Origin of the sequence: Arthrobacter sp. zg-Y844 (genome assembly GCF_024385465.1) — a bacterium.
Lineage (GTDB): Bacteria > Actinomycetota > Actinomycetes > Actinomycetales > Micrococcaceae > Arthrobacter_B.
In genome coordinates this window covers 613,658-632,992 of record NZ_JANFLS010000001.1, presented here as the reverse complement: position 1 = coordinate 632,992, position 19,335 = coordinate 613,658, and the positions used below count along the sequence as shown (strand labels likewise).

Genomic DNA, 19,335 nt, shown 5'->3' with positions numbered 1-19,335 from the left:
CTGGGGCATCGCGCATACTGTCTGTGGATGTACCGGACTGCCGATGCACCAAAGCGCCGGAACGACGCGCCCCGAACTTATTTGAACCACCCCGTTACGTAGGAGAACAGTGCCAGTTAAGGCAACGGACAAGAAGACCGGCAAGAAGAAGCTTGTAATTGTCGAGTCTCCGGCCAAGGGCAAGACCATCGCCGGATACCTCGGCGAAGGCTTCGAGGTGACGGCGTCGATGGGTCATATCCGTGACCTTCCGCAGCCCTCCGACCTGCCCGCCGAGTTGAAGAAGACGGGTGTCGGCAAGTTTGCCGTGGACCTCGACAATGACTTCGAGCCGTATTACGTGGTCTCCGCGGACAAGAAAAAGAAGGTCGCCGAGCTCAAGGCAGCCCTCAAGGACGCCGACGAACTCTACCTCGCAACTGACGGTGACCGCGAAGGTGAAGCCATTGCCTGGCACCTGCTCCAGGTGCTCAAGCCCAAGGTCCCGGTGCACCGCCTGACCTTCCCCGAAATCACCAAGGAAGCCATCCAGCGCGCCCTGCTGGAAATGCGCGACGTCGACGTCGCCATGGTGGATGCCCAGGAAACCCGCCGTATCCTTGACCGGCTCTACGGCTACGAGATTTCCCCGGTGCTGTGGCGCAAGGTTGCCCGCGGCCTGTCCGCCGGACGCGTGCAGTCCGTCGCCACCCGGCTCGTGGTCGAACGCGAGCGGGAGCGCATGGCGTTCCGCGCGGCGTCGTACTGGGACCTTGTGGGAACCTTCGCTACGGAAGCGGCCGAGAAATTCAAGGCCCGCCTGGTTTCCGTCGACGGCTCCCGCGTAGCCACCGGCAAGGACTTCACAGACCGCGGTGAGCTGAAGTCCAAGACTGCCGTGCACCTGGACGAAGCAGCAGCCGTGTCGCTTGCCGCCGGCCTGGAATCGGCCGCGTTCAGCGTCCGTTCCGTCGACACCAAGCCGTACACCCGCCGTCCGGCCGCGCCGTTCACCACCTCCACCCTGCAGCAGGAAGCCGGCCGCAAGCTGCGCTTCTCCTCGCGGGTGACCATGCAGGTGGCCCAGCGGCTGTACGAAAACGGTTACATCACCTATATGCGTACGGACTCTCCGGCGCTGTCGGACCAGGCCATTAACGCCGCCCGCCGCCAGGCCTCGGAGCTTTACGGCCCCGAGTACGTGCCCGAAGCCCGGCGCGTCTACAAGGGCAAGTCCAAGAACGCCCAGGAAGCGCACGAAGCCATCCGCCCCGCCGGTGACTCCTTCCGCACTCCGGCGCAGGTGGCCTCCTCGCTGCGCGGCGACGAGTTCCGGCTCTACGAGCTGATCTGGAAGCGTACCGTCGCCTCCCAGATGGCCGACGCCAAGGGTTCCACGGCATCCGTGCGCATCGGTGCAGTATCCGCTGACGGGCGCGACGCCGAGTTCTCGGCTTCCGGTACGGTCATCACCTTCCGCGGCTTCATGGCTGCCTATGAAGAGGGCCGCGACGCCGTCCGCGACGACGACGAGGCCGAGGGCACCGAAGGCGCCCGCCTGCCGGTGTTGAAGGCCCAGGACACCCTGACCGCTGCAGACATCGCTGCCGGCGGCCACGAGACCTCCCCGCCGCCGCGTTTCACTGAAGCGTCGCTGGTGAAGATGCTCGAAGAACTCGGCATCGGCCGCCCCTCCACGTACGCCGCCACCATCTCCACGATCATGGACCGCGGCTACGTGACCAGCCGCGGCCAGGCCCTCGTGCCGAGCTGGATCGCGTTCTCCGTGGTCCGCCTGCTGGAGGAACACTTCACGGATTACGTCGACTACGACTTCACCGCGGAGCTCGAAGAGGACCTGGACCGTATCTCCCGCGGCGAAGCCGGCCGTGTGGAGTGGCTGAACCAGTTCTACTACGGCGACCGTGTGCAGACCGGCCTGCACACCATCGTGAACGACCTCGGCGAAATCGATGCGAAGGCGATCAACTCGATCGAGATTGCCGACGGCATTGTGCTGCGCGTGGGCAAGTTCGGCCCCTACCTGGAGCGTCCGCTGCCCGCAGACGCCCCCGAAGGGACCGAGCCCGAGCGGGCGAACGTTCCCGAGGACCTGGCCCCTGACGAACTCACCGCCGAAAAGGCCGTGGAACTGATGGAGACCGCCGCTCCCGAGGAGCGCGTGCTGGGCACCGATCCGGAGACAGGCCGGACCATCGTGGCCCGCAACGGCCGCTATGGACCGTACGTGATCGAGCTGATCCCGGAACCCACCGAAGAGGACCTGGCGAACCAGCCGGTGGAGTACTACAAGAACGGCAAGCCCAAGCCGCCGAAGAAGCCGGTGAAGGTCAAGCCGCGCACCGGGTCGCTCTTCAAGTCCATGAGCGTGGAAACGGTGACCTTGGACGAGGCGCTGAAGCTGATGAAGCTGCCGCGCGTCCTGGGCACCGACGCCGAGGGCAACGAGATCACGGTGCAGAACGGCCGGTTCGGTCCGTACCTGAAGAAGGGCACGGATTCACGGTCGATCGGTTCCGAAGAGGAGATCTTCACGATCACGCTCGAGCAGGCGCTGGAGATCTATTCCCAGCCGAAGCAGCGCGGCGGCCGGCAGGCTGCGGCACCGCTGGCTGAATTCGGTGCCGACCCCGTGTCGGAAAAGCCGATTGTGGTGAAGGACGGCCGCTTCGGTCCCTACATCACGGACGGCATCACCAACATCACGGTGCCCCGCTCCACGGCCATCGAAGAGCTGACCCGGGAGCAGGCCATTGAGCTGCTGGCGGAGAAGCGCGAGAAGGGCCCGGCGAAGAAACCCGTGAAGAAGCGCGCGGCGCCTCGGAAAGCCCCGGCGAAGAAGTAGGGGCCGGTAGAGCGATAATGGAATCATGCGCCTAGGCGTTCTCGACATCGGGTCCAACACCGTCCACCTCCTGCTGGTGGACGCCCATCCCGGTGCGCGTCCCGTCTCCTTCGCCTCGCACAAGCGCCCGCTGCAGCTGGTGTCCTATCTGGACGCCGACGGCGCGATAAGCGAGGCCGGGCAGGACGAACTGATCGGGTTCGTCAACGAGGCCTGGAACTTCGCCCGCCGGCACGGCGCGCAGGATCTGCTGGCCTTCTCCACCTCGGCCATCCGGGAATCGGCCAACGGCGCCGAGGTCCTGGCCCGGGTGCAGCGGGAGACTCCGGTGCAGCTGGAGGAACTCTCCGGCGGAGACGAAGCGGCGATGACTTTCCTCGCCGTCCGCCGCTGGTACGGCTGGGGTGCCGGTTCCATCCTGGACCTGGATATCGGCGGAGGTTCCTTCGAAATGGCACTGGGCCAGGACGAGCTTCCGGAAATCGCCCGGTCCCTGCCGCTCGGTGCCGGACGGCTGACCCGGGACTGGCTTCCCGAGGATCCGCCCTCGCCCAAGAGCATCAAAAAGCTGCGCAAATACATCCGCGGCATGGTCGGGGAAGCAGCTGAGGAGTTCAGCGCCTTCGGCCGCCCGGACCTCGTCGCCGGAACGTCCAAGACCTTCCGGTCGCTGGCGCGCATTGCCGGCGCCGCGCCGTCGGCCGCCGGACCGTTTGTGCCCCGCGTGCTCACATTGGAGGACCTGTCCCTCTGGACCAAGCGGCTGGGTGCCCTGAGCGCCCGGGACCGTGCCGGACTGGACGGTGTGTCCGCGCTGCGCGCACCGCAGATGCTCGCCGGAGCGCTGGTGGCGCAGGCCGCCATGGAAGCCTTCGACGTGCAGTCCCTGAAGATCTGCCCCTGGGCGCTGCGCGAGGGCTTGATCCTGCGCCGATTCGACACGCTTCGTTTTGAAACAACCGGCGACCTGCCCCGCGGCCCCGCCGAAGGGGAGGAATTCCTCGTGGCTGCAGGGGCGGGTCCTTCGTCCAATGGAAAGCCAAGCTGAACATGCCGACGTCCCTCCCGCAGCCCGGACGCGCCGCTATTCCGGTGGCGCTGTCCAGCGCTTCCGTGTACCCGCTGTCCGTACATGACACCTTCGCGGTGGCTCATGACCTGGGCTATGACGGTGTCGAAATCATGGTCACCAACAGCCAGGTCAGCCAGGACCCGGACTCCCTCAGGGAGCTGAGCGAGCAGTACCGGCAGCCGATCCTGGCCATCCACGCTCCCACCCTGCTCCTGACGCAGCAGGTCTGGGGTGCGGCCTGGACAAAGATCGAGCTGTCCGCGGCGATGGCCGCGGAAGTAGGTGCTGCCACCGTGGTGGCACACCCTCCGTTCCGGTGGCAGACGGGTTACGCGGAGAACTTCGCCGAAGGCGTGAAGGACATCGCCGAACAATACGGCGTCACCATCGCCGTGGAGAACATGTATCCGTGGCGGGTCCGGGGGCGCGAGGCCAAAGCCTACCTGCCGCACTGGAACCCGATCCCCGAGCCGTATGAAAACGTCACCTGGGACTTTTCCCACGCTGCCATCGCCGGTATGGACTCCTTTGAACAGATCCGCAAACTCGGGGATCGGCTCCGGCACGTCCACCTGACGGATGGAACTCCCAACGGCAAGGATGAGCATCTGCTGCCCGGCGAGGGTACGCAGCGGTGCGCCGAGGCGTTGTCCTACCTGGCCGACGGCGGTTTCGACGGCGTGGTGGCCGTGGAGGTCAGCACCCGAAAGGCGCGGGGAGCGGGGGAGCGCGAGGAACAGTTGAAGCAGACCCTGGAGTTCGCGCGGGAACACCTCCGGCCCAAAGCCGTCCTGGCCGGACACGACGCCTAATAGCCGGCGGGCTTTGCCGGTCCGAACCGGCGTATTAGCGGCATGACAGAATCGAAGTCATGGAAAGCGCACAGAATCCCCGACTGACATTCCTTGGCTGCGGCTCGATGAACGAAGCCATCCTCGGCGGAATCCTCGCCGGAGGCCTTGCCGCCGAGCAGGTAACCGCCACCGTCCGCCGCGCCGAACGGGCTGAAGAGCTTCGCACGGCCCACGGCATCACCGTCCTTGCAGGCAGCGAGGATCCGGACGCGAACCGGAAAGCCGTCGCCGAAGCCGACCTCGTCATTGTGGGCGTCAAGCCCGTGGGCGTGGCTGACCTGCTGCGCGAAATCGCTGCGGACCTGCCCCGCGGCGCCGTCGTCCTCAGCGTGGCTGCCGCCGTGCCGCTGGCCCTGATGGAGTCGCTGCTGCCGGAAGGCCAGTCCGTCATCCGCGCGATGCCCAACACCCCGTCCCGCCTCGGCCGCGGCGTCACGTCCATTTCCGCCGGCCGTTCCGCGGGCCCCGACGCGATGGACCTGGCCCGCCGCGTGCTGTCCGCCACCGGCACCGTGGTGGAGGTGCCCGAAGAACAAGTCGACGCCGTTTCCGCCGTCAGCGGTTCCGGCCCCGCCTACGCGTTCTACCTGGCCGAGGCCATGGCCCGGGCCGGCGTCGAGCTCGGCCTGGACCCGGATCTCTCCGCCCTGCTGGCCCGCGAAACGGTGGCAGGCGCCGGGTACATGCTGGCCGAGCCCGACGCCGATGCTCCGGCCCTGCGTCGAGCCGTCACCAGCCCCAAGGGCACCACGGAAGCGGCGATCCGGACCTTCGACGAGCTGAACCTTCCCGGCGTGATCGAGGCCGGTGCCCGTGCGGCAGCGGCTCGGGCCGAAGAGATTACGAAGCAGCTGACTGCTTAGGGCTGGTTTCCTGGCTCCGCCGGCTGGATCTGTTGGGTCCGGGTCTGGGCCCGTGGCTGGGCCGGCTGCGCCGGCCTCCGGGCCTGGCTCCGGCGGCAACGAAATTCCTACGCTCGCAGGGCTCGCTCGGAATATTAAAGCCGCCTCCGCCAGGCCCTTCGGCCGGCTCGTTTCGCTGCAAGTCCAGCACTGCGCCCAGGATCCCCTCGGTTTGTCGGGTTCCCTGCGGTTTGTGACAATCCCTGCGCCGCGCGGCGGAGGGAAGTGCACAAACCGCAGGGCTTTGGACAAACCGCAGGGTTTGCGTTCGGTCGACAGGCATCACCGGCGCTGCCGGCTGGGCGGGTTGTTGTGATTCCTTCTGCCGCCTTTGCCTCGGCGACTGCGCGCATCAACGAGTCCGGTGCCCGTGCGGCAGCGGCCCGGGCATCGGAAATCACGAGGCAACGCACCGCGCAGATCTGTCTAGCTCTACAGACGGGGTGCGTGCAGGTGCGAACCGCCGGAAGGCGTGGCGGAGGCGGCTTTAATGTTCCAAGCGAGCCCTGCGAGCGAGGAATTTCGTTGCCGCCGGAGCCACGCCTGAAGCCGGCCCGGCAGGCTACCGGAAAACCGACCTACGGCCGGGCCGCAAACCGTTCCAGCAGATCCACGTGCCCGGACACGATCAGGGTGTCGCGGCTGGAGACCTTGGTATCGGGCTGCGCGTAGGTGAAGTCCTCACCGGGGGATTTCACGCCGACCACGGTGACGCCGTACTTCGCCCGTACATTGGACTCGCCGAGGGTGAAGCCCTGCGTCTCCTTCGGCGGGTACATCTTCACGATTGCGAAACCGTCATCGAACTCGATGAAGTCCAGCATGCGGCCGCCCACCAGGTGCGCGGCCCGCCGTCCGGCGTCGGCCTCCGGGTAGATCACGTGGTTCGCCCCGATGCGGGTGAGGATCTTGCCGTGCGCCGGCGTGATGGCCTTGACCCACAGGTGCTCAATGCCCAGGTCCACCAGGTTTACGGTGATCAGCACGCTGGACTCGATCGAGGTTCCCACGCCCACGACGGCGGCGGAGAAGTCCTCGGCGCCCAGTTGTTTGAGTGCCTCGATGTTGGTCGCGTCGGCCTGGACCACGTGCGTCAGCAGGCCGGACGCTTTCTGGACGAGCGCCGGATCGCGTTCCACGGCCAGTACCTCGCGGCCCTGGCGGACCAGCTGCTCGGCGGTGGCGGCACCGAAGCGGCCGAGTCCGATGACCAGGACCGGTGCGTTGTGGGGAGGTCTGTCAGCCAATGATCGGCCTTTCTTCGGGGTAGTGGTAGAGGGTGCTGCGGTGGCGCACGGCGAGTGCCGCGGCAAGGGTGATGGTGCCGACGCGTCCGGCGAACATAAGCATCGACAGGACGTACTTCCCGGACGGCGGCAGGGCTTCGCTGAGGCCGGTACTCAGCCCCACCGTGGCGAAGGCGGAAATAACCTCGAAGAGGACCGGCTCCAGGGACTCATTCGTGATGACCAGCAAGGCCGACGTGGCCACCGCCACCAGGGTGGCGCCCAGGATGGTCACCGAGATAGCAACCCGCATGGCGCCCTGCGGGATGGTGCGGCCAAAGGCCCGGACGTCGGCGTCGCCCCGGGCCTCGGCCACCACGGCCAGGAACAGGACGGCGATGGTGGTGACCTTGATGCCGCCTGCCGTGGAGGCGGAACCGCCGCCGGCGAACATCAGCATGTCGGTAAGGAGCAGGGTGCTGGAGTCCAGGTCCGTCATGGAGACCAGGTTGAAGCCGCCGGACCGAGTCATCACCGAGGCGAAGATCGAGTGGATGATCTTGTCCCCCAGGGACAGGTCCCCGATGGTGCTGGTGTTGAACCACTCAAAGGCGCCCCAGATTATCGCGCCGGCCACCAGCAGGATGGAGGACACCAGCACGGTCAGCTTGGTGTGCAGGTTCCATTTGCTGACCCGGGCACGGGTCTGCAGCAGGACCATGATGACCGGAAAGCCCAGCGAGCCGATAAATACACCGAGCATCAGCGGAATGAGGATCCACAGATCTTCTTCGTACGGCACCAGGCCGTCGGAGTGCGGGGTGAAACCGGCGTTGTTGAACGCGGAAATGGAATAGAAGACCGCATGCCAGATTGCCTGGCCGGGGGATTCACCCAGGATCATGAACCGCGGCGCCATGATCAGGGCCAGGGCCAGTTCAATGACGACGGCGGTGCTGAAGACGATGCGCAGCAGGTGGCCCACTTCGCCGAGCCGGCCCGTGTTCATGCCTTCCTGGGCCATGAGCTTGCCGCGGACGCCGAGCCGCTTGTTCACGGCCAGCGCCAGCAGCGAGGCCAGGGTCAGGATGCCCAGGCCGCCTACCTGGATCGCGATCAGGATCAGCACCTGTCCGAAGGCGGACCAGTAGGTGGCAGTGGAGACCACGGTGAGGCCGGTGACGCAGACGGCCGAGACCGCGGTAAAAAAGGCGTCGTGCAGCGGCGCGGATTCTCCGCTGCTGGAAGCGGCAGGCAGGCTCAGCAGGGCGGTGAAGAGCAGGATGACCAGGCTGAACACGATAAGCGCCAGCCGCGCGGGCCGGCCGGTGACCAGCCCGCCCACAAACTCACGGATCCGGGCAACGATGGCGGGACCGCTGTGCTGCTCTTTCTCCAGCAGGGATTGCCGTGGGATTGCCATGGGTGGTCCAGTTCTTTTCCGCGGTGGTTCCGCTCAGTAGTAGCACTTATCCGGCAGATGGGCGCGGACACCAATATCAGAGTAGCGCCCGCATCACGTAGCCTGTCTGCATGATCAGTTCCGGGCTAAGCCTTCCCATTATGCCGACGTGCATTGTCTGGGATGAATCCATGCTGGCTTACGATTTCGGCGCAGGCCATCCGATGAGCCCGGCGCGCCTGGACCTGACGGCCCGGCTGGCCCGTGAACTGGGACTTTTCGACCTCGAAGGCGTCTCCATGGCCGAGCCGTACGTCGCCTCGGCGGCCGACCTGCTGACCGTCCACGGCTTCGACTACATCAGCGCCGTGCAGGCAGCCGGAGCCGACCCCGCGAACTGCAACACCCTGCTGGGACTGGGCACCGAGGACACGCCGGTCTTCGCCGGCATGCACGAAGCCAGCGCCCGGCTGGTCGGCGGTTCCCTGGCCGCCGCAGACGCCATCCTCTCCGGCGAGGCGACGCATGCGGTCAACTTCGCGGGCGGCATGCATCATGCCGGCTATGAAAAAGCGTCCGGATTCTGCGTCTATAACGACGCCGCGGCCGCCGTCGCGCGGCTCCTTGCCAACGGTGTGCAGCGGGTGGTGTACATCGACGTCGACGCCCACCACGGTGACGGCACGCAGAACATTTTCTGGGACGATCCGCGCGTTATGACCATCTCGCTGCATGAAAGCGGACTGACCCTGTTCCCGGGGACGGGATTCGCCAACGAAACCGGCGGCAAGGCAGCCGAAGGAACCGCGGTCAACATTGCCGTACCGGCGCGTACCACCGACGCCGGCTGGCTGCGGGCCTTCCACGCAGTGGTACCCCAGCTGACTGAGGCCTTCGCCCCGGAAGTGATTGTCAGCCAGCACGGCTGCGACAGCCACACGGATGATCCCATGACCAGCCTCCGGGTCAGCGTGGAGGCCCAGCGGCAGGCCGCCCTGACCATCAGCGACCTGGCCGGCCGCCTGTGCGAAGGACGCTGGATTGCCACCGGCGGAGGCGGCTACAACGTTGCCTCCGTGGTGCCGCGGTCCTGGGCGTTGCTGATGTCGGTGGCTGCCAACGGTCGGGTGCGTCCCGCCACCCCGCTGCCCCCGGCCTGGCGCGACTACGTGCTGGAGAAGCACGGCGTGAAGACGGGCGAGACGCTGGGTGACGGGGCCGATATCTGGTGGCGTTCCTGGGAAGTGGGCTACGACCCGAATGACGAGATCGACCGGACCGTGATGGCCACCCGCAAGGAACTGTTCCCGCTGCACGGGCTGGATCCTTGGTTCGACTAGGCGGTTCCTCGGGGATGCTCCCGGTCCCATATCCGCTAGGGTAAATGCCATGGTCTTTGACGATGTGTTTGCAGTAATCGCGGAAGGTACGCGGCGTGAAATCCTGGGCGCCCTGCGTACCGGCGACAAGTCCGTAGGGGCACTGGTGGAGGAACTCGAGGTCAGCCAGCCCACGGTCTCCAAGCACTTGAAAGTGCTGCGCGAAGCCGGACTCGTCTCCATGCGGGCCGAAGGCCAGCGCCGGTACTACTCCCTGGAAACTGCTCCGCTCGAGGAACTGGTCCTGTGGCTGCGGGCCTTTGAGCTCGCGTCACTCACGGAGTCCCGCCTGGCATCCGTTTCTGCAAGCCCCCAACCCGCCACCGCTGCTGCCGCAGCGGCCGGTGCGCTGGTGCCCGGCGCCGCAGAGACCCGCTCGCTGCCGGTGGACGCCGGCGTGCAGAACCTCGGCCGCACGGTGGGGCGGGCCGCAGAGCGGGCCGCCGACCTGTTCGGCCAGTTCCCGAAATTCCGCCGCCGCCGGCCCTAGGGACGCGGCCCGCAGGCACTTTGGCCCGCCTTGCATCGCATCCCCGGCATCCGCGGGGCTAGCGTAGTCCTAACCGGGGAATCCAATCTCTAAGGAGCAGCACATGGAACGTGTACTGACGCGCGTACGCGACGACGTCTTCCGCCGCAATCCCGGGGAAACCGAGTTTCACCAAGCCGTCGTGGAAGTCTTCGACTCCCTCGCCCCAGTGCTGCGCAAGCATCCCGAATTTGCCGAGGCCGCGATCCTGCAGCGGATCTGCGAGCCCGAACGGCAGATCATCTTCCGGGTGCCCTGGGTAGACGACAAGGGCCAGGTGCAGATCAACCGGGGCTTCCGGGTGGAATTCAACTCTGCCCTCGGCCCGTACAAGGGCGGACTCCGCTTCCATCCCTCCGTGTACCTGGGCATCATCAAGTTCCTCGGTTTCGAACAGATCTTCAAGAACGCTCTCACCGGCATGCCGATCGGCGGCGGCAAGGGCGGCTCGGACTTCGACCCGCGGGGCAAGTCCGACGCTGAAGTGATGCGCTTCTGCCAGTCCTTCATGACCGAGCTGTACCGGCACATCGGCGAGTACACGGACGTTCCGGCCGGTGACATCGGCGTTGGCGGCCGCGAGATCGGTTACCTCTTCGGACAGTACAAACGCATCACGAACCGCTACGAATCAGGCGTCCTCACCGGGAAGGGCGTGAGCTGGGGCGGATCCCTGGTCCGTCCCGAGGCCACCGGCTACGGCGCGGTGATGTTTGTCGAGGAGATGCTCAAAACCAAGGGCATGAGCCTGGACGGGCAGCGGGTGATTGTCTCCGGCTCCGGCAATGTGGCCATCAACGCCATAGACAAGGCCCAGATGCTCGGCGCCACGGTGGTGGCCTGCTCGGATTCCGCGGGCTACATAGTTGATGAAAAGGGCATCGACGTTCCGTTGCTGCGGCAGATCAAGGAAACGGAGCGGGGCCGGATCTCGGAATATGCCGAGCGCCGCGGACACTCCGTGAACTACGTGACGGAGGGTTCCATCTGGAACGCGGGAGCCGGCGTCGCCCTGCCCTGCGCCACCCAGAACGAACTGGACGAAGCGGACGCGCTGGCATTGATCAAGTCCGGGGTCCGGGCCGTGGCCGAGGGTGCGAACATGCCGTGCACTCCGGCCGCCATCAGCGCCTTCCAGGCCGCCGGGGTGCTGTTCGGCCCGGGTAAGGCGGCCAACGCGGGCGGCGTCGCCACCTCCGCGCTGGAGATGCAGCAGAACGCGAGCCGGGACTCCTGGTCCTTCGAGCATACGGAACGCCGGCTCAGCGAGATCATGGTCAACATCCACGAGCGGTGCGCCCGGACTGCGGAGGAATACGGTTCCCCCGGCGACTACGTAGTGGGCGCCAACATCAGCGGCTTCGTGAAGGTAGCCGATGCGATGCTGGCCCAGGGCGTGATCTAGACCGGCTTGCACTGCCCGGGCCCCGCGGCCGCGGAAAGAACTTCCACTATGGTTACTCCTGCCACTACAGTAGGGACCATACGGGGCCATCAGTGACGCACGTCGCAACAGGCCGGTGACGCGATATCCTTCAGCCGCAGGTGCTCCCACATGGCTTGCTGTCGGGAGCGGCGGCAATGAGCAAAGGAACGGGACTAAATGGCAGACGAGGGAAACTTCTCGGATGTGCGGTTTCTGACGGTATCGGAAGTTGCCGACGTCATGCGGGTCTCCAAGATGACTGTGTACCGACTGGTCCATTCCGGCGAGCTGCCGGCCGTCCGTTTCGGCCGGTCCTACCGTGTGCCGGAATCGGCCGTCCAGAAGGTGCTCCGCGACGCCGTTATTGACCGGCGTACAGACACTGCCTAAGCCCTGCCCCGGGTATCCGTCTTCAGATAACAGCGACGGAGTGGACCGTTCCCGGCTGCTGTTCCGGGCTGGCAAATTCCACAGCCCCGAAGCTGTACCCTGTTAAGGAACGTTTTAATCGAAAGCCAGTAACTACCGGCAACCAGCCCCTGTGCCCACGGCAACAGGGGAAGGGAATCGGTGACTCCTAATAAGTTTGTGAGGACTCTGTGGGTTCAGTAATCAAGAAGCGCCGCAAGCGTATGGCCAAGAAGAAGCACCGCAAGCTGCTTCGCAAGACCCGCCACCAGCGTCGTAATAAGAAGTAGATCCTTCTTAGCGACCGTTGTCAGCTGGCCCCCGCTGCATGTGCAGTGCCGGGTCCGCTAAGGCAGAGCCCGCCAGTCCCCAGGGATAGGCGGGCTCCGGTTTTTAAGCAGCCGGGCGGCTAGCTCTGCCGGGCTGTCAGCGGGCCCGCACCCAGGAGAACCCCCGCCACAGCCCGTAGGCAGCCCCGGCAACGGTTGCGGACTTCAGGCCCAGTGTTGCCGCCCTGCGGCCTGAACGGAAGTCGTACACGGGCCAGTTGCGCTCACGGGCATGACGGCGCAGGCGCGCGTCCGGATTGATCGCCACCGGATGGCCCACCAGACTCAGCAGCGGAACGTCGTTGTAGGAATCGCTGTACGCCCAGCAGCTTTGCAGATCCAGGCCTTCCTTCTCGGCCAGCGCCCGGACACCGGCAGCCTTGGCCGGCCCATGCAGGAACTCACCCACCAGGCGCCCGGTGTACATGCCGTCGGCGACCTCGCTGACTGTGCCGAGGGCGCCGGTGAGATCGAGCCGGCTGGCGATAACCGAAGCAACTTCGATGGGCGTTCCGGTGACCAGCCAAACCGGCCTGCCGGACTTCATATGCTGCTGGGTCAGCGCCCGGGTGCCGGGCCAGATCTTGGAGACAATCATCTCGTCGTAGACCTCTTCGCCCAGCGTGCGCACGTCCTCCGAAGAGAGGCCGGTCGCGAAGGCCAAGGCGGCGTCGCGGACCGAGTGGACGTCCTTGAGGTTTTCACCCTGCAGCATGAACCTCAGCTGCTTGCTCGCGAACCCGGCTGCTTCACGGATGGTGAAGACTTTCCGCTGGTACATCTTCCGGCCCACATGGAACAGGCTGGCACCGCGCATGAGCGTATTGTCGACGTCGAAAAAGGCCGCTTCGCCAGGTTTGCCCACCGCGTCTGTGGTTCCGGTGGCTCGGACTACAGTGGCTCGGGGCATGGTCCGAGTCTACGCAAAACCCGGCCTGAGCGCGGAAATCCGACGTATTGGGGCTATTTTGGACATATGAGTGAATCCGTCGGACCGGAAGTCGTCCTCCTTACCCGGCCGGGCTGCCATTTGTGCGAAGACGCCCGCCTGGTGCTCCGGCGCGTGGGGGAGGACCTTGGCATCCCCTGGCAGGAACGCAGCGCGGAGGAAGACCCGGAACTCGCCGCCCGCTTCGGTGAGGAGATCCCGGTGTTGTTCATCGACGGCGTCCAACGGGACTTCTGGAAAATCGACGAAACACGGCTGCGGCGCCTGCTGGGGTCGTGATGGCATCCGAGGAAGTCCGGTCGGAACGAGCCGATCTGGAGAGCGGGACGGCCAACAGCGGCCAGGCGGCCGGAACGTCGTCGGCCGCAGCGGGCGAAGGGCGGCACATACCGCCGGCGTCACTGGCGCGGTTGACCATCTACTTGAGGGCGCTGTCCGCCATGCTGGCCGACGGGATAGAACGTGTGTCCTCTGAAGAGCTGGCTGAAGCCGCCGGCGTCAATTCGCCCAAGCTGCGCAAGGATCTGTCCTACCTGGGGTCCTACGGGACCCGCGGCGTCGGATACGACGTCCCGTATCTCAGCGGACAGATTTCCGCCGCTCTTGGCCTGACATTGAACTGGCGGGTGGCCATAGTAGGAGCCGGCAACCTCGGCCGCGCCTTGGCAGGCTATCCCGGGTTCGGCTCGAGGGGCTTCGAGGTTGTGGCACTGTTCGACGCCGACCCGATGGTAATCGGCCAGGAGGTGGGCTGGCTAAGGATCAGCCCGGTGGACTCGCTGGAAGCAGTGCTCGCGAAGACCGGGGCAAACATGGCGGTGCTTTCGGTGCCCGCCGAGGTTGCCCAGGATCTATGCGACCGCCTCGTGGAATCCGGGATTACCAGCATCCTCAGCTTTGCTCCGGTAGTGCTGCAGGCGCCCGAAGAAGTCCAGATCCGCAAAGTGGACATGGCGACCGAACTGCAGATCCTTGCCTACCACGCACAGCGCTCACAGGTTTCGCAGATCGCCGCCCGGGCCCGTCTGGCGCGCTAGGGCCGGATCCGGCTGCAGGGTTTCCGCCTGGGCCCCGAGACGATGGTGCGGCTTTGCCTGGTGCCGTTGCGGTCCGAACGGCTGCACGGAGGGTACCCGCGGGTGGAACCACGGAGCTGCTCCCTTGGTGAAGGTGATCGCGGCTCCTGCGACACCCAGGGCTGCCGCGAGAGACTGGGTGCCGGTTCCTGCGTTCACCGCGTAGAACAGTGCGGTGCCGGCAAGGACCGCGGAGACTACCCGCGCCCAGCGCCGCTTGTCCCGAACGGCAACCGCAAGCAGCAGGGCGGTTCCCATGATCACCAGGGCATAGGCGATCGCTATCGCCGCGAGCGTCCTGGCATAGTGGGTGCCGGTCACTCCGTACCGCTCGAGGAGGGCAAGGGCAGGCGGCAGCGAATCAGGTACGGGCATCCGGGAAACGGCTGAAAGGGTGCCCCACAGATTGAACAGGCCCGCACCTGAAATCAGCGCGAATGCGGCTGCAATGGCAGGAACCGGGTTGCCGGTTTTCGCCGGCAGCCGGCGTTGCACGGCCCGCACCACCACGGCTATCGCGTGCCCTGTGGTGCGGGCTGCCACTGAGGTGGTGTGTGCGACGGCGCGGGCACCGACGGCTGTGGCGTGCCCTGTGGTGCGGGCTGCCACTGAGGTGGTGTGTGCGACGGCGCGGGCACCGACAGCTGTGACGCGCGCTGTGGTTCGGGTACCCACGGCCGTGGCGTGCCCTGTGGTGCGGGCTGCCACTGAGGTGGTGTGTGCGACGGCGCGGGCACCGACGGCTATGGCGTGCGCCGTTGTTCGGGCTGCATTGGAGATGGCATTTCCGATGGTGCGAACTACCACGGCACCGGCGTGCGCCGTGGTGCGGGCGGCCGTCGCAACGGCGTCAGCGACAGTGCGGGCAGCCGACGAAACGGAACGTGCAACGGTCTGGGCCGCCACCGACACCGCATGGGCGGCAGCCCGCGCCCCTGCGACCGTCGTGTGTACGGCGGATTGGGCCGCCGCCGATGCGGCGTGCGCAACAGACAGTATCCAGTTCCAGACGGCATGCGCCACGGCTTGGAGCCATGCCGAGGCGGCACGGGCTCCGGCGCCGACACGGTTGGCCCCGGACTGGACCGCAGCGCTGGTGGCATGGGCACCGGCCTGGACCTGAACGGATGTTGCATGCGCCCCGGCGTGGACACCTGCAGAAGTTGCGTGGGCCCCCGCTTGAACCCGGGACGAAACGGCGTGTGCCCCGGTGCGGACCCGAACAACCCCCGTGCGGACGCCGGCAGAGGTGGCCCGGGCTCCCGTTCGGGCTTGGTTGGAGGTGGCCTGCGCCGCGGCTTGGATCCGAGTGGACGCACGGCGCACCAAGCTGCGGAGCCAGGAGTAGGCTCCCTGCACTCCTATGCGGAGCCAGACGGCGGTCCCGACCGCCCCGGCCCGAAGCCAGGCGGATAGGCCACGCAGGCCTGCGCCCAACCACGCAAAGGTGCCGCGAATACCGCTGCCAATCCAGGCGACGACACCCTGGAGCCCGGTTCGGAGCCAGAGGTAGAGGGCGTGGCCGCTGCCATTCTCCCCGGTCCCTGAGGATGAGCCGGGTTCAGGGGAGGTAAGTTCCTCCCGGTCCGGAGAGCCGCGGCCGGGATCGGAACCTGCTGGGGAGCCCCCGGATACCGTCGGGGGATGGAGCGGTGCTTCCGGGATGAAGATGTTGGCCCCTGCATACTCCGGAGAATCGACTGCCCGGTGCAGATAGCGCAGGGGAATGCGTGTTTTTTGTTGCTGCGGGTTAGGAAGCAGAGCTGCCATGGTCCTCCCCTTCACGGCGGAACGGCACCTCCGGGGCACCTTGCGAAGCAACTGGCCGCCGGAGGAGAACACAACGCTACGCGGGCACGGCCGGTGTGTGACCCCTCCACTGCGAAACCCGATCCGGCAAGGGAAAAGTCCCGCCGAAACCGACGGGACTCTGCGAACTCAGTAGGGGTAGAGCGGAGCCTTGCGGAAGTACGGGGTGGACGGCCGCAGATACAGCATCACGATCCCGGCAATTCCCAGCAGGCTGGAGGCCAGCGAAATCAGGCTCAGTGGTGAGGTGAAGTAAGCGCCCAGCATGGTGAGGATGCCGATCAAGGAGAAGGCGGCAAACACGGTGCCTAGAATGCGGGCCCAGTTTTTCCCCCTCCGCACAAAGAGCGCGATCAGTAGGTAGATTGCAAAGCCGATCAGGGCCACGACGATGCCAAAGGAAATGAGGAAGGAGCTCACGCCTTCTTCGTCCAAACCGGTTTCGGCGAACGCCTCCTGCTCCTGGGACGTCATGATCGACGGCAGGCTGAAGGAGGTGATGATGTTGTTGATGAGGCTCAGCACGCCTGCCGCAATGATCAACCAGGATCCGATGATGACCTCGCGAGGGGCAGGGCCCTTCGCCGGTTTGACCGGCGGTGCATAGGAGTAGGGCTGGGCGTAGCCGGAGGGCTGGGTGTAGCCGGAGGGACCGGACTTGTCGTAGGGGCCGCCAGGGGCATACTGGCCGTACTGCGGCTCAGGGCGGGAGCCGGGACCGGCTCCGGGAAGGGTGAATCCATCGGGATTCGCAGCGCCGCCTGCACCCGCGGGGGTGGTGGGGCCGTCCGGATTGGTCGGGTGGTTGGGCTCGCGCCCTTGCTCGGGAGTGTTTTCTGGTGTGCTCATGTCCGCCTGCTTGCTGGTTGGTGTCTCGAAGCGGCTGGACGAAGGTGCCGTCGGCGTGGCCGGGGCGCCCCCGCAGCCAAACATCCAGCGTATCGCGGTGGGGTCGGGACGGTCAGGGGTCCCGGAAAGATGGCCCCGGAACGCACCCCGGAAAACAGCCCCAAAAAAACGGCCCCGGACCAATTGGTCCGGGGCCGCCCTGTGGGGGGGAATATGGGGGTCTAGGCTGCTACGAAGGCCGCGTCGACGTTGATGGTGACCTTGTCGCCCACCAGGACGCCGCCGGTTTCCAGTGCCGCGTTCCAGGTCAGGTCGAAGTCCTTGCGGCTGATCACCGTGCTGGCGGAGAATCCGGAGCGGGTGGCGCCGAAGGGATCCACGGCCACACCGTTGAACTCCGTGTCCATGACGACGGAGTGGGTGATGCCCTTGATCGTCAGGTCGCCGGTGACCTTGTAGGTGGAGCCGGCGCTTTCAATTCCGGTCGCAGTGAACGTCAGCTCCGGGAACTGCTCGACGTCGAAGAAGTCCGCGCTCTTGACGTGGGCGTCGCGGTTGGCGTCGTTGGAGTTGAAGGAGTCAGCGGCAATGACGGCAGTTACCACGGTGTCAGCCAGGGTCTCGCCGACCACGAGCGTGGCCTCGACCTTGTCGAAGTTGCCGCGGACCTTGCTGATGCCGGCGTGACGGACGGTGAAGCCCACTTCGCTGTGGGAGGCGTCGAAATTCCAGGTTCCGGTGGTGAGGCCGCTGGGGATCATGGAGAGCTCCTTCTGGTAGCGGTGCTGCCGGGAGGCCCCGACGGCACTTTCATGCATTTGCATACAGTGTTGCACGGTTTGGTTAAAGGTTCAAGTGAAATGGGCCTGTCGATTTCGAAGATTTAGCTGACGGCTCCAACTCTGCGAAACTGGGACACATGTCCCGCTCATCCATACACCTCGTGCGCCACGGTGAAGTCTTCAATCCGGACAAGGTCCTTTACGGACGCCTTCCGGAGTTCCATTTGTCCGACCTCGGGCGCCAGATGGCGGACCGGGTGGCGGAACACTTCATCGAAGAGCGCAGCAAGGGGGCCAACCTGGTCTACCTGGTTGCTTCGCCGCTGACCCGGGCCCAGGAGACCGCCGCCCCGCTGGCGGCCGGACTGAACCTGGAGATCGCCACGGACGAGCGGATTATTGAGGCGGAAAACCGCTTTGAGGGTATGTCCCGCATCAAGAGCCAGCTGCGCAATCCGCGCTACTGGCCGCTCCTGCGCAATCCCATGCGGCCTTCCTGGGGGGAGCCGTACGCCAAGCAGGTTGCCCGTGTGATGTCCGCCGTTGATGATGCGCGGATGCGCGCCGTGGAACTCGGCGGAGATGATGCCGAAGCCGTTTTGGTCAGCCACCAGCTGCCGATCTGGGTCACCCGGCTCGCCGCCGAGGGGCGGAAGCTCTGGCATGACCCCCGCCAGCGCGAGTGCACATTGACCTCCGTCACCACCCTGGAGTTCGACGGCGCCGTACTCACCGGCGTGCGCTACGCCGAGCCCAGCGCGGACCTCCTTCCCGGTGCAGCAAATGTTCCGGGAGCATAATAGAATTACTACGCGTTGTAGAAGTGGCTCCTCCCTGCCGCGATGAAAGCTGGAAATCCTTGAAGAACCGCACACGCCCTGCTGAGCCGGAAGCCCTTGGACGCCGTTCCTTCCTTCGGCTCGGTGCCGGGCTGGCCCTCGCCGTCCCCTTTGCCGCAGCTGCCGCCGGCTGTTCCACGGATGACCCCCTGGCCGAGCAGGCCAACGCCGGAGACAACAAGAACTACATTGCCGGAGACGGCTCCGTCACTGAATACGACGCCGCCGAACGCGGCGAAGCGGTGCAGTTCTCCGGTTCCCTGTTCGACGGCACCGAGGTTACCTCCGCCGACTGGGCGGGCGACGTCGTCGTACTCAACTTCTGGTACGCGGCCTGCGCCCCGTGCCGGAAGGAAGCCCCGGACCTGGTGGAGCTGCACGATGAGTTCGCCGGTGCCGGTGCCCGCTTCTACGGCGTGAATATCCGGGACGAGAAGGCCACCGCGGAAGCCTTCGAACGGAACTTCAACATTCCGTACCCCAGTTTCCGGGACAAGGACGGCGGCGTGCTGCTGGCCATGACCAACTTCGTTCCGCCGTCGGCCGTACCCACCACGCTGGTGCTGGACCGGCAGGGCCGCGTGGCTGCCCGCATCCTCGGACTGGCAGACAAGGGCACCTTGAAGGCCCTGATCAGCGACTCGCTGGCAGCGTAGGGA

Annotated in this window: 19 protein-coding genes; 13 read left to right on the top strand and 6 right to left on the bottom strand. The window is 66.0% G+C overall.

The window, feature by feature from the left end; genetic code table 11:
- Positions 1-109: 109 nt before the first annotated feature.
- The 4 genes from topA to proC are packed head-to-tail and all read left to right on the top strand — an operon-like array spanning position 110 to position 5,634.
- Positions 110-2,845 (top strand): type I DNA topoisomerase, encoded by a 2,736-nt coding sequence (gene topA / locus NNX35_RS02960; protein ID WP_255765040.1) that lies wholly within the window; start codon positions 110-112, stop codon positions 2,843-2,845.
- 25 nt (positions 2,846-2,870) lie between these two features.
- The gene (locus NNX35_RS02955; RefSeq protein ID WP_255866935.1) at positions 2,871-3,893 is read left to right on the top strand and encodes a Ppx/GppA phosphatase family protein; all 1,023 of its coding nucleotides are present in this window, start codon (positions 2,871-2,873) and stop codon (positions 3,891-3,893) included.
- A 2-nt stretch (positions 3,894-3,895) separates the two neighbouring features.
- The gene (locus NNX35_RS02950; protein WP_255765038.1) at positions 3,896-4,729 is read left to right on the top strand and encodes a sugar phosphate isomerase/epimerase; all 834 of its coding nucleotides are present in this window, start codon (positions 3,896-3,898) and stop codon (positions 4,727-4,729) included.
- Positions 4,730-4,788: 59 nt separating this feature from the next.
- A complete protein-coding gene (gene proC / locus NNX35_RS02945; RefSeq protein WP_255866934.1) occupies positions 4,789-5,634 on the top strand; it encodes a pyrroline-5-carboxylate reductase in 846 nt (281 codons plus the stop codon).
- A gap of 617 nt (positions 5,635-6,251) precedes the next feature.
- On the opposite strand, the gene NNX35_RS02940 is transcribed toward proC, so the two are convergent.
- Complete coding sequence (locus NNX35_RS02940) at positions 6,252-6,920, bottom strand: TrkA family potassium uptake protein (RefSeq protein ID WP_227919084.1); 669 nt, start codon at positions 6,918-6,920, stop codon at positions 6,252-6,254.
- Positions 6,913-8,322 (bottom strand): TrkH family potassium uptake protein, encoded by a 1,410-nt coding sequence (locus NNX35_RS02935; RefSeq protein ID WP_255866933.1) that lies wholly within the window; start codon positions 8,320-8,322, stop codon positions 6,913-6,915. The genes NNX35_RS02940 and NNX35_RS02935 overlap by 8 nt, the downstream gene beginning before the upstream one ends.
- Positions 8,323-8,432: 110 nt before the next feature.
- On the opposite strand from NNX35_RS02935, the gene NNX35_RS02930 reads away from it, so the two are divergent.
- The 5 genes from NNX35_RS02930 to NNX35_RS02910 all read left to right on the top strand — a co-directional run bounded on the left by NNX35_RS02930 (position 8,433) and on the right by NNX35_RS02910 (position 12,333).
- The gene (locus tag NNX35_RS02930) at positions 8,433-9,641 is read left to right on the top strand and encodes an acetoin utilization protein AcuC (RefSeq protein ID WP_255765035.1); all 1,209 of its coding nucleotides are present in this window, start codon (positions 8,433-8,435) and stop codon (positions 9,639-9,641) included.
- 49 nt (positions 9,642-9,690) lie between these two features.
- On the top strand, positions 9,691-10,170 hold the full coding sequence (locus tag NNX35_RS02925; RefSeq protein ID WP_255765034.1) for a helix-turn-helix transcriptional regulator: 480 nt from the start codon (positions 9,691-9,693) through the stop codon (positions 10,168-10,170).
- 103 nt (positions 10,171-10,273) lie between these two features.
- A complete protein-coding gene (gdhA, locus tag NNX35_RS02920) occupies positions 10,274-11,614 on the top strand; it encodes an NADP-specific glutamate dehydrogenase (RefSeq protein WP_255862557.1) in 1,341 nt (446 codons plus the stop codon).
- A gap of 198 nt (positions 11,615-11,812) precedes the next feature.
- A complete protein-coding gene (locus NNX35_RS02915; RefSeq protein ID WP_227919077.1) occupies positions 11,813-12,025 on the top strand; it encodes a helix-turn-helix domain-containing protein in 213 nt (70 codons plus the stop codon).
- Between the two features lie 209 nt (positions 12,026-12,234).
- The gene (locus tag NNX35_RS02910) at positions 12,235-12,333 is read left to right on the top strand and encodes a 30S ribosomal protein bS22 (protein ID WP_003792170.1); all 99 of its coding nucleotides are present in this window, start codon (positions 12,235-12,237) and stop codon (positions 12,331-12,333) included.
- A gap of 136 nt (positions 12,334-12,469) precedes the next feature.
- On the opposite strand, the gene NNX35_RS02905 is transcribed toward NNX35_RS02910, so the two are convergent.
- A complete protein-coding gene (locus NNX35_RS02905) occupies positions 12,470-13,282 on the bottom strand; it encodes an HAD family phosphatase (protein ID WP_255765032.1) in 813 nt (270 codons plus the stop codon).
- 66 nt (positions 13,283-13,348) lie between these two features.
- On the opposite strand from NNX35_RS02905, the gene NNX35_RS02900 reads away from it, so the two are divergent.
- Complete coding sequence (locus NNX35_RS02900; RefSeq protein ID WP_255765031.1) at positions 13,349-13,600, top strand: glutaredoxin family protein; 252 nt, start codon at positions 13,349-13,351, stop codon at positions 13,598-13,600.
- The gene (locus NNX35_RS02895) at positions 13,600-14,358 is read left to right on the top strand and encodes a redox-sensing transcriptional repressor Rex (RefSeq protein ID WP_255866932.1); all 759 of its coding nucleotides are present in this window, start codon (positions 13,600-13,602) and stop codon (positions 14,356-14,358) included. The genes NNX35_RS02900 and NNX35_RS02895 overlap by 1 nt, the downstream gene beginning before the upstream one ends.
- On the opposite strand, the gene NNX35_RS02890 is transcribed toward NNX35_RS02895, so the two are convergent.
- The 3 genes from NNX35_RS02890 to NNX35_RS02880 all read right to left on the bottom strand — a co-directional run bounded on the left by NNX35_RS02890 (position 14,314) and on the right by NNX35_RS02880 (position 17,816).
- Positions 14,314-16,167 (bottom strand): hypothetical protein, encoded by a 1,854-nt coding sequence (locus tag NNX35_RS02890; RefSeq protein WP_255866931.1) that lies wholly within the window; start codon positions 16,165-16,167, stop codon positions 14,314-14,316. The two genes, NNX35_RS02895 and NNX35_RS02890, sit on opposite strands and share 45 nt — an antisense overlap.
- A gap of 168 nt (positions 16,168-16,335) precedes the next feature.
- Positions 16,336-17,055 (bottom strand): hypothetical protein, encoded by a 720-nt coding sequence (locus NNX35_RS02885; RefSeq protein WP_255866930.1) that lies wholly within the window; start codon positions 17,053-17,055, stop codon positions 16,336-16,338.
- Positions 17,056-17,276: 221 nt separating this feature from the next.
- Positions 17,277-17,816 (bottom strand): YceI family protein, encoded by a 540-nt coding sequence (locus NNX35_RS02880; protein ID WP_255765712.1) that lies wholly within the window; start codon positions 17,814-17,816, stop codon positions 17,277-17,279.
- A 158-nt stretch (positions 17,817-17,974) separates the two neighbouring features.
- On the opposite strand from NNX35_RS02880, the gene NNX35_RS02875 reads away from it, so the two are divergent.
- The gene (locus tag NNX35_RS02875) at positions 17,975-18,637 is read left to right on the top strand and encodes a histidine phosphatase family protein (RefSeq protein WP_227919063.1); all 663 of its coding nucleotides are present in this window, start codon (positions 17,975-17,977) and stop codon (positions 18,635-18,637) included.
- 59 nt (positions 18,638-18,696) lie between these two features.
- Positions 18,697-19,332, top strand: coding sequence for a TlpA family protein disulfide reductase (locus NNX35_RS02870; RefSeq protein WP_370646931.1), 636 nt, complete (start codon positions 18,697-18,699; stop codon positions 19,330-19,332).
- Positions 19,333-19,335 lie beyond the last annotated feature (3 nt).

What these genes read in the sequence shown, in the direction of transcription:
- NNX35_RS02955 (WP_255866935.1), top strand. Translation starts at nt 2,871, where the DNA reads ATGCGCCTAGGCGTTCTCGACATCGGGTCCAACACCGTCCACCTCCTG.
- NNX35_RS02950 (WP_255765038.1), top strand. Translation starts at nt 3,896, where the DNA reads ATGCCGACGTCCCTCCCGCAGCCCGGACGCGCCGCTATTCCGGTGGCG.
- proC (WP_255866934.1), top strand. Translation starts at nt 4,789, where the DNA reads ATGGAAAGCGCACAGAATCCCCGACTGACATTCCTTGGCTGCGGCTCG.
- NNX35_RS02935 (WP_255866933.1), bottom strand. Translation starts at nt 8,322, where the DNA reads ATGGCAATCCCACGGCAATCCCTGCTGGAGAAAGAGCAGCACAGCGGT.
- NNX35_RS02930 (WP_255765035.1), top strand. Translation starts at nt 8,433, where the DNA reads ATGATCAGTTCCGGGCTAAGCCTTCCCATTATGCCGACGTGCATTGTC.
- NNX35_RS02925 (WP_255765034.1), top strand. Translation starts at nt 9,691, where the DNA reads ATGGTCTTTGACGATGTGTTTGCAGTAATCGCGGAAGGTACGCGGCGT.
- gdhA (WP_255862557.1), top strand. Translation starts at nt 10,274, where the DNA reads ATGGAACGTGTACTGACGCGCGTACGCGACGACGTCTTCCGCCGCAAT.
- NNX35_RS02915 (WP_227919077.1), top strand. Translation starts at nt 11,813, where the DNA reads ATGGCAGACGAGGGAAACTTCTCGGATGTGCGGTTTCTGACGGTATCG.
- NNX35_RS02905 (WP_255765032.1), bottom strand. Translation starts at nt 13,282, where the DNA reads ATGCCCCGAGCCACTGTAGTCCGAGCCACCGGAACCACAGACGCGGTG.
- NNX35_RS02900 (WP_255765031.1), top strand. Translation starts at nt 13,349, where the DNA reads ATGAGTGAATCCGTCGGACCGGAAGTCGTCCTCCTTACCCGGCCGGGC.
- NNX35_RS02895 (WP_255866932.1), top strand. Translation starts at nt 13,600, where the DNA reads ATGGCATCCGAGGAAGTCCGGTCGGAACGAGCCGATCTGGAGAGCGGG.
- NNX35_RS02890 (WP_255866931.1), bottom strand. Translation starts at nt 16,167, where the DNA reads ATGGCAGCTCTGCTTCCTAACCCGCAGCAACAAAAAACACGCATTCCC.
- NNX35_RS02885 (WP_255866930.1), bottom strand. Translation starts at nt 17,055, where the DNA reads ATGAGCACACCAGAAAACACTCCCGAGCAAGGGCGCGAGCCCAACCAC.
- NNX35_RS02880 (WP_255765712.1), bottom strand. Translation starts at nt 17,816, where the DNA reads ATGATCCCCAGCGGCCTCACCACCGGAACCTGGAATTTCGACGCCTCC.
- NNX35_RS02875 (WP_227919063.1), top strand. Translation starts at nt 17,975, where the DNA reads ATGTCCCGCTCATCCATACACCTCGTGCGCCACGGTGAAGTCTTCAAT.